At 36.7% G+C, this 12,641-nt stretch carries 12 protein-coding genes; 5 read left to right on the top strand and 7 right to left on the bottom strand.

The genetic code is table 11. The features are described 5' to 3' along the window. The first annotated feature begins 87 nt into the window (after nt 1-87). Complete coding sequence (locus EMTOL_RS08445) at nt 88-831, top strand: class I SAM-dependent methyltransferase (protein ID WP_015028859.1); 744 nt, start codon at nt 88-90, stop codon at nt 829-831. Here EMTOL_RS08445 and folK read toward each other — a convergent pair. From folK to EMTOL_RS08430, 3 genes are read right to left on the bottom strand one after another with little or no spacing between them, the layout of a single operon-like run. After that, nucleotides 824-1,315, bottom strand: coding sequence for a 2-amino-4-hydroxy-6-hydroxymethyldihydropteridine diphosphokinase (folK, locus tag EMTOL_RS08440; RefSeq protein ID WP_015028858.1), 492 nt, complete (start codon nt 1,313-1,315; stop codon nt 824-826). The two genes, EMTOL_RS08445 and folK, sit on opposite strands and share 8 nt — an antisense overlap. Beyond that, nucleotides 1,312-2,070, bottom strand: coding sequence for a phosphoglycerol geranylgeranyltransferase (locus EMTOL_RS08435; protein ID WP_041693488.1), 759 nt, complete (start codon nt 2,068-2,070; stop codon nt 1,312-1,314). Before EMTOL_RS08435 ends, folK begins: the two co-directional genes overlap by 4 nt. Further along, complete coding sequence (locus EMTOL_RS08430) at nt 2,051-2,461, bottom strand: hypothetical protein (protein ID WP_015028856.1); 411 nt, start codon at nt 2,459-2,461, stop codon at nt 2,051-2,053. Before EMTOL_RS08430 ends, EMTOL_RS08435 begins: the two co-directional genes overlap by 20 nt. Before the next feature lie 152 nt (nt 2,462-2,613). Here EMTOL_RS08430 and EMTOL_RS08425 point away from each other — a divergent pair, with 152 nt between their 5' ends. Then, entirely contained in the window at nt 2,614-3,420 is an 807-nt protein-coding gene (locus EMTOL_RS08425; protein WP_015028855.1) for a penicillin-binding transpeptidase domain-containing protein, read from the top strand. Nucleotides 3,421-3,517: 97 nt separating this feature from the next. Next, nucleotides 3,518-4,690: an exo-beta-N-acetylmuramidase NamZ family protein gene (locus tag EMTOL_RS08420; RefSeq protein ID WP_374755377.1), complete on the top strand. Its 1,173-nt coding sequence runs from the start codon at nt 3,518-3,520 to the stop codon at nt 4,688-4,690. 43 nt (nt 4,691-4,733) lie between these two features. On the opposite strand, the gene EMTOL_RS08415 is transcribed toward EMTOL_RS08420, so the two are convergent. Continuing rightward, a complete protein-coding gene (locus EMTOL_RS08415) occupies nt 4,734-5,927 on the bottom strand; it encodes a molybdopterin molybdotransferase MoeA (protein ID WP_041694010.1) in 1,194 nt (397 codons plus the stop codon). Between the two features lie 128 nt (nt 5,928-6,055). Here EMTOL_RS08415 and EMTOL_RS08410 point away from each other — a divergent pair, with 128 nt between their 5' ends. Next, complete coding sequence (locus tag EMTOL_RS08410) at nt 6,056-8,785, top strand: formylglycine-generating enzyme family protein (RefSeq protein WP_015028852.1); 2,730 nt, start codon at nt 6,056-6,058, stop codon at nt 8,783-8,785. 424 nt (nt 8,786-9,209) lie between these two features. Here the strand turns inward: EMTOL_RS08410 and EMTOL_RS08405 are convergent, their stop codons facing one another. The 3 genes from EMTOL_RS08405 to EMTOL_RS08395 are packed head-to-tail and all read right to left on the bottom strand — an operon-like array spanning nt 9,210 to nt 12,301. Continuing rightward, on the bottom strand, nt 9,210-9,959 hold the full coding sequence (locus EMTOL_RS08405) for a hypothetical protein (RefSeq protein ID WP_015028851.1): 750 nt from the start codon (nt 9,957-9,959) through the stop codon (nt 9,210-9,212). 60 nt (nt 9,960-10,019) lie between these two features. Beyond that, nucleotides 10,020-11,132 (bottom strand): XdhC family protein, encoded by a 1,113-nt coding sequence (locus EMTOL_RS08400; RefSeq protein WP_041693487.1) that lies wholly within the window; start codon nt 11,130-11,132, stop codon nt 10,020-10,022. 32 nt (nt 11,133-11,164) lie between these two features. Then, nucleotides 11,165-12,301 carry a cysteine desulfurase family protein gene (locus EMTOL_RS08395; RefSeq protein ID WP_015028849.1) on the bottom strand — a complete coding sequence of 379 codons (1,137 nt, stop codon included), beginning with the start codon at nt 12,299-12,301 and terminating at the stop codon, nt 11,165-11,167. 180 nt (nt 12,302-12,481) lie between these two features. On the opposite strand from EMTOL_RS08395, the gene EMTOL_RS22395 reads away from it, so the two are divergent. After that, nucleotides 12,482-12,631 (top strand): hypothetical protein, encoded by a 150-nt coding sequence (locus EMTOL_RS22395; RefSeq protein ID WP_305953202.1) that lies wholly within the window; start codon nt 12,482-12,484, stop codon nt 12,629-12,631. The last annotated feature ends 10 nt before the right edge of the window (nt 12,632-12,641 follow it).

Genomic DNA, 12,641 nt, shown 5'->3' with positions numbered 1-12,641 from the left:
TCTATTTATAACGATAAATCTAATTAAAAATTGAAATGTGGGATTTATTTCCTCTTACTCCCCCATTCATAAATTGATATAAAGATAATGAAAGAGTGGTTTACAGAATGGTTCGATACTTCTTTTTATCATCAACTCTACAAAAGCCGTTGCCAAGACGAGGCAAAAATGCTTATTGATAATCTCGAAAAAAAGCTCAATTTTCAAAAGACTCAATCATTTCTCGACCTTGCTTGTGGTAAAGGCCGGCACGCCATTTACCTCAATTCAAAAGACTATCATGTAATTGGGCTTGATTTATCTCGCAATAATATCGAATCGGCTAATCAATCTGCTAACAAACATCTGCATTTTTTTGTACATGATATGCGTACGTGTTTTCGCCCAAACACTTTCGATTTTGTACTGAATTTATTCACAAGCTTTGGGTATTTCGATGATGACCAAGACAATTTTCGAGCCATAAATGCAGTAGCCGATAATTTAAAATCAGGAGGTAAACTTGTACTTGATTATATCAATTGTACAAAAGCTATCAATAATCTCTCAAAACATTATGAAAAAGAGGTGGAAGGAATCAAGTTTATCATTACAAAACAAATTGAAGCGGGGTTTATCGTAAAAAATATTGATTTCGACTTTGAGGGTTCGCATCATCAGTTTCAAGAACGGGTGAAAATTCTCACGCAAGAAGATTTTAAAGCTTATTTTAAAAAAGCAGGATTGATTTGTAAAGAAGTTTTGGGAAATTATCACCTCGAAACTTTTGATGAGCAAAACTCTGATAGAATGATATTTATTGCCGAAAAGCTAGATATTTGCCTCAATTAATAACCTTATTCACTTCACCCGAATCTTGGCACGCCAATAATAATTGATGATTAGTTTGCTTGAGTATAGGGTGGATATTTTCGGGAGAGATTTCACACAAAGGAACTAACACAAACTTACGTTCTTGAATAAATGGGTGGGGAATACTAAGATTTTCGGTTAAAATCATCTCGTCATCGTAGTAAAGAATATCAATATCAATGATACGAGCCCCCCATTTTACCTCTCTAATTCGACCCATTTCACGCTCAATACGAAGAATGAGATGTAATACTGCGATGGGTGAATAGCTGGTCTCAATGGCAATTACTTGATTCAAGAAAGCATTTTGGTCGGTTAAGCCCCAAGCAACAGTTTCGTAAATGCCCGATTCTTGCGTAATAGCTCCGATTATATCTCTGATACGAATAATGGCATTTCGTAAATTTTCTTCACGATTACCTAAATTTGAGCCTAATCCAAGAAAAACTTTGTGTGGTTTCAAGCAACAGATAAATTAAAGTTTTGAACGACCTCGGCAATTTCAGTCAATAAAGCAGGGTTTTTCTCAAAAGCATTACCAATGACAATAATATCAGCTCCTGCTTCGAGGGCAGCAGAGGCCTTTTCAGTAGAATTGATTCCTCCACCAACAATGAGTGGTAAATCAATAGAAGTTCTCACTTTCTTAATCATTTTAGCAGAAACAGGATATAATGCCCCACTTCCACCATCTAAATACATAAGTTTCTGACCTAGCATTTCGCCCGCCATCGCCGTACAAGCTGCCACATCGGGCTTATCGTGCGGAATGGGTGTCGTATTACTAATATAAGAAACCGTAGTTTGGCGGCCGCTATCAACCAAAATATAACCCGTTGAGAGAATTTCTAAACCGCTTTTACGAAGAGATGGTGCAGCAATTACGTGCTGACCAATTAAATACTCGGGATTTCTACCAGAAATTAAAGATAGAAGTAAAATTCCATCGGCATTGGGCTCAACATGAAGGCTATTTCCCGGAAAAATAATTACTGGAATATTTGTCTTCTGACGAATAATAGCAATCATCTCGCCCATAATGTTATTTGTAATTAGGCTTCCCCCTATTAAAAAATAATCCACATGGTTTTCCACACAGTCTAACAAGAATACATCGAAAGTTTCCAACTCAACTTTATCTGGGTCGAGTAAAACAGCCAATGATTTTTTGTGTAGTTGTTTGTTGAGATATATTTTATCAAGAATTGGTCTCGACATTTTCTGTGGATTCGGTAGTATAAGAATCAATTATTTCGAGGAGCTTATTTTTAGCAATAGTCAATAAGACCGAGGTTGCGACGCCTTTAAGGGCATCCCAAACAAACGAATCTTCATTTTCATCGTCTTCTTCAGCAATTGGCTTTGGAGTGGGTAAAGCCTTTACCTTATTCGAAGGAAGTAGAAGCTCAGTAATCGCATAGGCAGCTACAATTACACCACCAATGATTAAAGCATTTTTTCCTACTTTTTTCAAATCCCCCAATTGCGTTTCGATAGCCTCTAGATATTTATTGGCCGATTCCTGCAAAAACTCCTTACGTTCTTCACGGCTTGCACCTTTGGGTGGAACCACTGGAACTTCAATAATGCCTTCTTTTGATGTTTTCAAGTTAGACGAAATTTTTATTCAAAAGTATTGAAAAATGCCCAAAAATGAAAAGCGTTATTAGGTTTTATGAACTTATACTTAGAAAAACACCAATAATTAATGATAAAATGGTAGTTTTGGTTTCGTTTTGACAGCATGCTTAAATCTTTCAAATGAAAATCATCCGCCTACTTATTTTTCTTTATTGCTTAAGCCTTAGTTTCCATTTGACAGCTCAGAGCAACTTTCAACACGCTTTTGAAGAATGTCAAATCAAAGGAAGTACTACCATTTATGATTATCAAAATAAACGTTGGATTTATTCTGATTCGCTTGATGCACAAAAAGAAACTTTACCTGCTTCCACATTCAAAATTATTAATTTATTGATTGCCTTAGAAACAAAAGTAATTTCAGACGAGAATCAAGTAATTAAATGGGTTGGAAAAACTGACACTACGCTTTATGGCTATCGACCAGAAATCTACCATGATATGAGTGTGAAAGAAGCTTTCGAAGTATCAGCAGGCTGGGTTTTTATTGAATTGGCCAAGAAGATAGGTAGAAAAAATTATCTAAAATACCTAAAAGCCTGTCATTATGGAAATGCTGATTTATCAGAAAAAGGTGTTGACTTTTGGAATTTTGGCAAATTTGTTATTTCGCCTAAAAACCAAATAACATTTCTAAGAGATGTTTATGAAGAAAAACTGCCTTTTTCTAAGCGAAACTATGAGATTTTGAAAAAAGTAATGATTACTGAGCAAACACCTGACTATACGATTCGTTCAAAAACTGGTTGGACACGTGACGGCGGTATTGACTCTGGTTGGTGGGTTGGATACCTCGAAAAAAACAACAACACTTACTTTTTCGCCACTCGAATAGCAAAAAAACGTAGTGAAGTAAACCCAGATTTTGGCCAATGCCGCAAGACTATCACACGAAAGATTCTGAAACAAATAAACGCGATTAATTAGATATCAACAATTTCCATTAAACTCTATGAAAAACCCTCTTTTAAACATTTTTCTTGCCCTACAATTAGCCGTTGTACTTTTATTTGCTTGTAATAAAATGCAATTATTAGCCGATAACTCATCTTCAGTTAGTGTAGCTAAAAAAGAAATCATAACTGGTGCCGACCAAATTTCGGCCTATTTGCCACTTCTTAAGGGCAAACGAGTGGCCATGGTCGTCAATCAAACTTCAATTATTGGTAAAAAGCCAAGCGTAGATAGTTTACTAAGTTTGGGTGTGAATATTGTGAAGGTTTTTGGACCCGAACATGGTTTCCGTGGCAATGCCAGTAATGGTGCGAAGGTAAATAATGAAGTTGATGCCAAAACGGGTATTCCGATTATTTCACTTTATGGCAAAATTAAACGCCCAACCAAAGAACATTTAGAAGATGTTGATGTGATGATTTTTGACATACAAGATGTAGGAGCCAGATTCTATACTTATATCAACACACTTGCCCACGTGATGGAATCTTGTGCGGAATTTAATAAGGAACTTATCGTTTTAGACCGCCCGAACCCAAATGGGTATTTGGTTGATGGCCCCATTTTAGAAGAGCATTTATATTCAGGTATCGGTATTTTCCCAATTCCGATTGCTCATGGTCTTACAATGGGAGAATTTGCTCAAATGATTAATGGTGAAGGTTGGATTCCGAATAAGCGTCAATGCAAAATTCGTGTTATTAAAATGGCCAACTACAACCACGAAATGCCTTACGATTTACCAGTTTTTCCATCGCCAAACCTCAATTCTCAACAATCTATTATGCTTTATCCGAGTGTTTGTTTGTTTGAGGGAACCATTATTAGCCAAGGGCGTGGAACCTACATTCCGTTTACTGTTTTGGGAGCTCCAGCCCTAAAAGGTAAATACGATTTCAGCTTTAAACCCGTAAGTATTCAAGGCATGAGCGAAACCCCACTTCACCAAAATGAAGAATGTTTTGGACTTGATTTGAGAAAATATGATATAAATACCCTACGAAAAAGCAAGCAACTTAATCTATCATGGATGATGGAACTTTATAAAGCCTACCCATATAAAGACAAGTTTTTCGACCGAACTCAAAGCAAACAAATGGGCGATATTAATAAACTGGCAGGAACCGAGAAATTCAAACAACAAATTATTGATGGCTTCTCGGAAGCAGAAATCAGAAAAAGTTGGGAGCCCGGTCTGAGTGAATTTAAAGTTAAAAGAAAGAAATATTTGATTTACCCTTAAACTTAAAATAGTTGAGGCACACCTTGTGTGTGCCTCAACTATTTTAACGATACATAAACACCTTAAAAACTTCTCCTTTATTAAAGAAACTACGTTCAAGCGGCAATTCTAGAAAAGCATCAGCTTCAACTAAATTTGCTAAATCGCCTGAGCCGTGACCCTCAACAGGGCTTGCTAAAATTTTGCCGGTTAGCGAATATGACAATTTTACTTGCAAGAAAAAGGTTAGCTCGGGTTTGAATGTAAAATCCTCAGCTAATTCGGCCATTAACTGCTCATTTTCAATGCCTTGTGAGGCATCAAGCCATTTTTTGAAATACCGATTTAAACACATGAAGGTAGAAACTGGATTACCCGGCAAAGCAAAAATGGATGATCCTTTAGCAGATTTTCCAAACCAAAAAGGTTTTCCTGGTCTTTGCGAAACTTTATGAAACAGCTTTTTAACACCTTGATTTTCAAGAGCTTGCGGCACAAAGTCAAATTTCCCTGCCGAAACACCGCCGCTCAAAATCAACACATCGAATGTTTCCATAAACTCAGCTATCTTCGATTCAATAATAGCTTGGTCATCTGGCAATAACACATTTTCCGTTTCAAGTCCCCAGTTTTTCAAACAAGCTTGTAAAGCATAACCATTCGATGTACGAATTTGGTGTGGAAGCGGCGTTTCGGTGATGGACACAATCTCTTCCCCAGTTGAAATTACCACCGCACGTAGTTTTCTTTGAACCAAAATTTCAGCCTTCCCTATGGTTGCCGCCACACCGATTTCAGCTGCTGATATTTTTCTTCCTTTAGGTACAATTATATCACCGTTTTTTCGGTCAGAGCCTTGTAGGTGAATATTTTGCCCAACCAATAAATTATCGACTGTAATCGTAGCCACCTTGTCTTTGATTGACAAATCTTCGTAACGAATTACGGTATCAGTATTCACTGGCAACATCGCACCAGTCATTACTTCTATACAATTTTGATTATTTCCTAAAGTTTTTTCAGGGTTCCCCGCTGCCGCCGTTGCTTCGATGGAAAACGCAGTTTGTCCACTACGCCATTGCTCGAATCTGATGGCAATTCCATCCATTGTCACTCGATTAAATGGCGGAAAATCTCGGTCAGCACAAAGGTCTTCCGCTAAAATTCTTCCCAAAGCATCATTAATGCCTACTTTTTCGGCGGGAATTTGAATAGTATTTTCTAAAATTATCTGTTCTGCTTGTTCTACTGTTATCATATATTCATATAAAACTTTCTTTTCGGCTTTATCTACATTTTTTATAGTCAACAAATTACCATATTTTTCGGAAAATATTTGGTAAAACAACACTAAATTCATTTCATTCGTGACCTAATCTTCAAGCTATGAAAAAAATCTTCCTCTTAATTTTATTCACATACGCTGCGACTCATGGCCAAGTGGCACAATTAAAATTAGAAAATTACGAAATAAAAAGAATTTCAGAACACGCACCAACTGCTATAACTCCTCTACTTTCTTTCGAGATAAATAAACAACTAACCAATACCTTAAACCAAGATTGGCAAACAAAGTTTGAAATTAGTTTTATAAGCGAAGGAAGCTTCAGAAATGCCTATAAAGCTAAAATTGTTTTCAAAAACATCTCAAATGACACCCTAAACCTCCGAAACATCGTTCCATTTGGCGTTTCGGATAAACATGTGTACATCACTGGTTTGGGCGACCATTGGCTTTCAAGAACGCATTTATTTCAACCTAATAAAACGCCTGTCAATGTTATTGTACCCGATAACGCTTGGGAACTTGGGTATGCTACCATCGAACTGACCAATCAACAGAAAGTTTATGCTCTGACTCGTAGGAAAACATGGGAAAAAGCAACTCGCAAAAGGTTTGAAACCATCATTGCTCCGCAAGGAACTGTGACTTATGAACTTTACGTTGATTTTTATCAAGGTGATTGGCAAGAAGGTATCAGAAAGGTTTTTCAAGAAAATTATTTATATGATATTGAAAAATTCGATGACTCGATGTACCAGAGGAAAGATTTGCAATGGATTCGAGATGCCTACGTGATGCACCTAATAATGGTCTGGGATAAATGGTTTTATACACCCAAAGAAGGCTACGGAGCCTATAAAAATTTCTTAGAAAATGGCAAAAAACTTTATGGTGGCAATGATGCCGTAGGTATTTGGCCAACTTGGCCAACGCTCGGCCTCGACCAACGTAATCAATGGGACATGTTTCGTGATTTACCGGGAGGTTTGCCTAAAATTAAATCATTGGCCGAATACTCACGTCAACAAAATACGAAGTTTTTTATCTGCTATAATCCTTGGGATGAAAGTACAAGCTACAAAATATCGGCCAAAGAAGGCGAAAAAGGCCACCTTGATGGCATGGCGGAGTTGGTAAGGGCTGTTTCAGCAGATGGCGTGGTATTAGATACAAAAGGCGAATCTAGCAAAGCACTACAAAATGCCGCCGATAGTGTAAGAAAAGGAGTAGTCATGTATTCGGAAGGAATGGCTGTGCCGAAGAATATGTCGGGAATTATTTCGGGAAGGGTTCATAATGCCCTTTACTACCCACCTTTGTTGAACCTCAATAAATTTATACGCCCAGACTTCGCTATTTTTCGAGTAGCTGAAATTTACCTCGAACCTATCAAAAGAGAATTCGCCACTTCATTTTTTAATGGTTATGGTACAGAACTCAATATTTTTAAAAATGGGAAACCGCTTGAGTGGCTTGATGAACAGTACCGCTATTTGGGTCGAACATCAAGAATTTTACGTGAAAATTCTGCATTTTTTCAATCAAAAAACTATGTTCCGCTCATTTCTACGCTTAAAGACAAGATTTATGTAAACGAATGGAAGCATAAAAATAACGATGAAGCCATTTATACCATTTTCAGCCTAATACCAGAAGGTTTTAAAGGCCCTTTATTTGCCGTCGATTCTACAAAAGATTTTCATTACATCGACCTCTGGCAGCATAAAGAAATTTCGCCAAACAAACAAAACGATGGCAAATTCTATATAGAGGTTGAAACCGAGGCCTTTAATGCATCTTGGCTCGGCACAAACAATGAAGGAGAAGTTGGCTGTATCAGGAAATTTCCAAGTCTCCTACAAATTCACCATCAGTTATACGAAGATTCTCTAAAAATCAATGCACCACGTGGAACAGAAGTAAGAATATGGGCAGGCAAACCAAGCTATGAACAAAGCTATCAATCTTTCAAAAAAACAAATTTTAGCCTTAAACTGATAGATTATTTTGGTAGCTACGAAGGGAAATTTGTGGTTCAATTATTTGATAATGCACGCTTAATTGATGAACGAATTTTTGAAGTAAAACCTGGGACGCCACGCCTAATTAGTGCCATTTCAGAAGTAAAAAACAAGGCTGATTACAGCAAAATGATAAAAATCCCCGCACAAAACTTCAAGTTTACATTTACAAGGGGTGATGATTTTGTATTCTATCCTGACGAACAAAATAATACTACGCAATTCATGAAAAGCTTCTGGATTGACCAAAACCTAGTAAGTAATGCCGATTTTAAGAAGTTTTTATCGGAAACTAAATACCTACCAACTGATAAGCTCAATTTTTTGAAGCACTGGCAAATGAGCAAACAACCTGATACTTTAGGAAAATATCCTGCTGTTTATGTAAGCTATCAAGATGCCCAAAGCTATTGCCAATCAAAAGGCAAACGCCTTCCTACTGAAAAAGAATGGCAATATGCCGCCCAATATCCCGACTCACGAGCTTATCCTTGGGGAAATGCGTTTGATTCAACCAAAACTAATAACGGAAACGGACAAATTAGCAAAGTTGGACAACACCCTACTGGTGCAAGTGAACTAAAAATAAACGATATGGTTGGTAGCGTTTGGCAACTCACGAACGATGTTTATCAGAATGGTTCTTATCAGTATATCATGCTTAAAGGTGGCTCGTTTTTTAAACCTACCTCAAGTTGGTGGTATGTGCAAGGCGGACCTCAAAAACTCACCCATCGTCAACATTTGTTACGAGTTTCAGAAGGTTTTGAACGCAATGCAACGGTTGGATTCCGATGTGTGACTGACTAAACCTTGAGTCTTAAGATAAATTTCGCTTGAAAACAATACTATTTAGGTAGTTTTCGAGATAAAAAACTCGAAAACTAATCGTTTGTTTATTAGGATTTAAACTTCGTTCTAAATATAGATGATTATTAAGTTTGAACATCTTTCTCGAAATTGTAGAAAAATGATTAGTAAGTGTATTAGCTACACCCTTAAATGATAATTCTATTTGATTATTTGCAATAAGACTCAACATAATTTTGACATAAGCCTCTACATTACCAATTTTCTGTTTGGGGTAACTTTTAATACAAAACTTTCGTGCTCAACCTTATCAATTAGTTCGGCAAAGCCTTCAAACTTTCCGTATACAACAGGGGCAATTTTTATTTCAACAATGGCTTTCTATAAATCGCCAGATTCCTGTTCGAGTAGAGTAGCTAGATAATTAAGAAAACAAATAATTAGGAAGAGAATTTTGTGGCTTCTGATTGGAAATCCCATCTACAACAAGCAGAATACCTACTGATGACAATATCTTTCCAAAAGTATAGACAAGGTCTGGGGTTGAATTTAATACAAAAAAAGAAGTATAGATATAGATATCGACGCAAACCATTGCGATAATTCCTAAGACAATTTCAAACCAAGTTCTCTTGAATGGTTTTGCCAACAAAAAGCTTAGAAAAACCATAAAAGTTGATACAAGAATAAAAGTGATAAAAATAAAAAAAGGCAAAGGTCTATCGGGAATATAGGATTTGAATATCTCAATAACAGAAAACCCAAATAAAGCAAAAATTAGTAGCGAAACCCCAGCAGCATAAATCCAAACAGCCTGAGTAATTTCTTTATAAGGAGCTCGAAGGCTGAAAAGTAGATATGCAAGTATGCTATAAGAAACGATATTGTTTCCAACGATACTCATTAATTCATAGTCGGGGGGTACGATATAATGATGTATCTCCGTGAAGATACTACTTAGTAAGAATAGAATTAATGGGGGTTTATTCGAGTTCTTTTTTTTCTTTAGTGGAAAAAGTAAATAACCGAGTAGAAAAATAGTTGGTGCTTGATTAAGAACTTTTGCCAATAAAACTTCTTCCCATCTTAAATAAGTAAACACTGGGAGATATTGAAAAAAAGGACCCGTGATAAGTACTATTATTAGGTAAAAAGTGACAAAGTTTGCTGACATGTGAAGGTCTTAGCTATTTTGGAAATAGCAAAAGTATTATCATTACCGCTAAGAACAAAATTAATTTTCGTATATGGGTTTCGGGCGAAGCTTAAGACTACTTCCATCTCTACTAGAGAAGAAAGCTCTGACCTCTGCACAAACCGAAAGGGCAATTTCTTCGGGAGTAGCTGCTCCAATATCCAAGCCTACAGGGCTAAAAATTCGCTGTTCTTGTTCTGGTAAAAGCTCTATTTTTTCTTCAGCCATACGGTCATACATTTTGATAGTTCGTTTCTTCGGCCCCAAAAGTCCAATATAACGAATATCAGTATTTAATAGCATTTGAAGATTGCGATAATCAGTTTCATAATCATGACACATCGAAATTGCTGCCGTAAACTTATCTATTTCGGGTTGGTAATCTTTCGGCACGACCGCATCAGCCATTTGTGAAAGTGATGGATGCATTTTAGCTGGATTACACACCGCAATAACTCTCCAACCTAATTCTTTCGCTACCCGAACCATTGGGTAAACATCATAATTACTTCCAAAAACGTAGAGTTGAATGGCTGGTGGAATTACTTCCAAGAAAAGTGTAATTTTCGTACCTTCTTCTAGAATATATTCTTTTGAAACCGATTTGGTTGTTTCAAGTGCTTCTACAATGCTAGATACGAGCTCTTCATTCAATTCTTTTAAAGGAAAAACTTTAGTAAAATGAGCTTCATTATCAAATCGAAAAACATCACCCAAAACAATATCACTTCTTGATTTACTTATTTGTGTAACCGTTACTATCAAATTAGGCGTTCGTTGGTCGATACAACTTTGTAGTTGTCTAACTGCATTATTGGGGTTTTGAGGGTCTAGAGGTGTAATCAAAACATCAATAATTCCATTGCAGCCAAGACCAACACCAATTTGATAGGGGTCGTCATCAGTAGTATCGTAAGTTATCAACGTAGCCTTGTTCTGTGACATAGCTAAACGAGCTTTTTTCAAGGCATCCCCTTCTAAACACCCTCCACTTATACCGCCAATCCACTCACCCGATTCTAAAACTAACATTCTTGCTCCTGTACGTCGGTAAGAAGAGCCTTCCACACGTACTACAGTGGCCAGTGCGGCTTGAGTTTTACTGAAATCTATATTTTGATAAGCCTCGGTTATTTGCTTTATTTCTTTCATGTATATTCTATAAAAAGGCATTTCTTGAAATATTAGTACATTTTATTAACCACCTTCACTACGTGCTCAATGGCCACGTCAATATCCTGTTCTTGGGTCATTCTTCCTAAACTGAATCTAACCGAACTATAAGCCGACTCATCATCAAGACCCATAGCTTTGAGTACATAACTTGGCTCGGTTGAGGCCGAATTACAAGCTGAACCATTTGATACTGCGATTTCATTGAGGTTCATGAGTAATTGTTCGCCGTCTAATTTCCCAAAACTAATATTAATTGTATTAGATAATCTTTTCAATTTACTACCATTTCGTTTGGCATGTGGTAGTTGGGTAAGTATTCCTTCTTCGAGTTTATCTCTCAAATAACGTAATTTTTCTGCTTCTTGTAGGCCTTCACGATGGGCTATTTCGGCGGCTTGCCCTAATCCTACAATTCCTGCAACATTTAATGTACCCGAACGAAGGCCACGCTCATGCTTGCCTCCATCTTGTTGAGCAATGATATTTAGTTTTTTTCTCACATACAAGGCACCTACTCCCTTGGGGCCATATAGTTTATGGGCCGAAAGGTTGAGTAAGTCTATTTCATCTGCTATTACATTAACTGGTATTTTACCAACCGCTTGGGTAGCATCGGTATGAAACAAAATACCATTTTCATGTGCAATTCGAGCAATTTCTTGAATAGGGTAAATTACGCCAATTTCGTTATTGGCCACCATTACAGAAATCAGAATTGTTTGCTTTTTTATAGCATTTTTAAGATTTTCTAAGTCAATATTTCCTTCGTTATCAACGTCTAAGTAGGTAATCTCAGCACCCAATTTTTCTAAATGTTGACAAGTATCTAATACAGCTTTGTGCTCTGTTTTGATTGTAATAATGTGATTTCCTTTCGAACTAAAAGCTTCATACACACCCTTTATCGCCAAATTGACAGCCTCAGTAGCCCCGCTGGTAAAAACAATTTCTTTTGATGTACAACCCAACAAATCGGCCACTTGCAGACGTGCTGCATCTACCGCCTCAGCCGCTTTCCAACCGTAGGCATGGGAGCGACTAGCAGCGTTTCCAAAATGCTCTGTTAGGTATGGAATCATTGCTTCAAGCACCCTTTTATCAAGGGGTGTTGTAGCATTGTAGTCCATATATATTGGGTATTTCATCGCTAACTAATGGTAAATCTTACTTTACTTCAAAGAATTAATAGATAATTAATCTTGTCTTCTATTTTTTATCAAAATTGTACAATACAATTATTTAAAAATTTATATAAAAAACACATTAGACGGGTTTTCGGTTTAAATAATTGTATAAATAAAGAGAACTATTCTATCAATTAGTCAATGGAACCATATTTTAATATCAGCTATCATCAACAAAATCGCAAATTAGTCGATTTAGTTGAGAATCGTACTGCTTACACATTGAATAATGCTGGATTAAATATCTATGAAACCCACAAATCGGCCGAAAAAGTTGCATTACAATTTTAGAATCCTGTTT

The sequence above is a fragment of the Emticicia oligotrophica DSM 17448 genome (assembly GCF_000263195.1).
Taxonomy (GTDB): Bacteria; Bacteroidota; Bacteroidia; order Cytophagales; family Spirosomataceae; genus Emticicia; species Emticicia oligotrophica.
The sequence above is the reverse complement of the archived record's forward strand: the minus strand, read 5'-3'. Positions and strand labels throughout refer to the sequence as shown.

Coding starts and splice junctions, on each gene's coding strand:
- EMTOL_RS08445 (WP_015028859.1), top strand. CDS start 88: ATGAAAGAGTGGTTTACAGAATGGTTCGATACTTCTTTTTATCATCAA.
- EMTOL_RS08435 (WP_041693488.1), bottom strand. CDS start 2,070: ATGTCGAGACCAATTCTTGATAAAATATATCTCAACAAACAACTACAC.
- EMTOL_RS08425 (WP_015028855.1), top strand. CDS start 2,614: ATGAAAATCATCCGCCTACTTATTTTTCTTTATTGCTTAAGCCTTAGT.
- EMTOL_RS08420 (WP_374755377.1), top strand. CDS start 3,518: ATGCAATTATTAGCCGATAACTCATCTTCAGTTAGTGTAGCTAAAAAA.
- EMTOL_RS08415 (WP_041694010.1), bottom strand. CDS start 5,927: ATGATAACAGTAGAACAAGCAGAACAGATAATTTTAGAAAATACTATT.
- EMTOL_RS08410 (WP_015028852.1), top strand. CDS start 6,056: ATGAAAAAAATCTTCCTCTTAATTTTATTCACATACGCTGCGACTCAT.
- EMTOL_RS08405 (WP_015028851.1), bottom strand. CDS start 9,959: ATGTCAGCAAACTTTGTCACTTTTTACCTAATAATAGTACTTATCACG.
- EMTOL_RS08400 (WP_041693487.1), bottom strand. CDS start 11,132: ATGAAAGAAATAAAGCAAATAACCGAGGCTTATCAAAATATAGATTTC.
- EMTOL_RS08395 (WP_015028849.1), bottom strand. CDS start 12,301: ATGAAATACCCAATATATATGGACTACAATGCTACAACACCCCTTGAT.
- EMTOL_RS22395 (WP_305953202.1), top strand. CDS start 12,482: ATGGAACCATATTTTAATATCAGCTATCATCAACAAAATCGCAAATTA.